This is a genomic window from Bradyrhizobium sp. NBAIM08, from assembly GCF_020193935.1.
Classification (GTDB): Bacteria; Pseudomonadota; Alphaproteobacteria; order Rhizobiales; family Xanthobacteraceae; genus Bradyrhizobium; species Bradyrhizobium yuanmingense.
This window is the reverse complement of sequence record NZ_JADYVR010000678.1, coordinates 1-422: the sequence shown is the minus strand read 5'-3', so window position 1 is coordinate 422 and position 422 is coordinate 1. Positions and strand designations below refer to the sequence as shown.

Sequence of the window (422 nt, the reverse complement as noted above, 5' to 3'; positions counted from 1 at the left end):
ATTTATGCTAAAACAGAAGCCTTTGTGCTGCCCAGGGTTTCTTTGTTGATGAAGTTCAACCCCAAATGGTCGTCCAGAATTGGCGGCGGCATGGGCTACAAAACACCAACGCTATTTACCGAAGCAACCGAAACCATCCAGTATCAAAATGTGGCGCAACTAAATGGGGTGGTATCAGAAAAGAGCTATGGCGGCACCGCCGATGTAAACTTTAGAACCAGGATTGGTAGCCATCTTTCTTTCTCATTGAACCAGATGTTTTTTTACACCACCATTCAAAAACCCCTGGTGTTGGAAACGGATGCTTTTGGCATTCACCAATTTGTAAATGCCGCCAATGCTGTCCATAGTGCAGGCTTTGAAACGAATGCGAAATTTATTTACAAAGAGTATTTCAAACTGTTTTTAGGGTACACATTTAC

General features: G+C 42.9%; 1 pseudogene. It reads left to right on the top strand.

Features of this window, described 5'->3' with window-relative positions:
* Positions 1–422, top strand: a pseudogene (locus tag I6F37_RS41525) (TonB-dependent receptor); the annotation flags it as partial.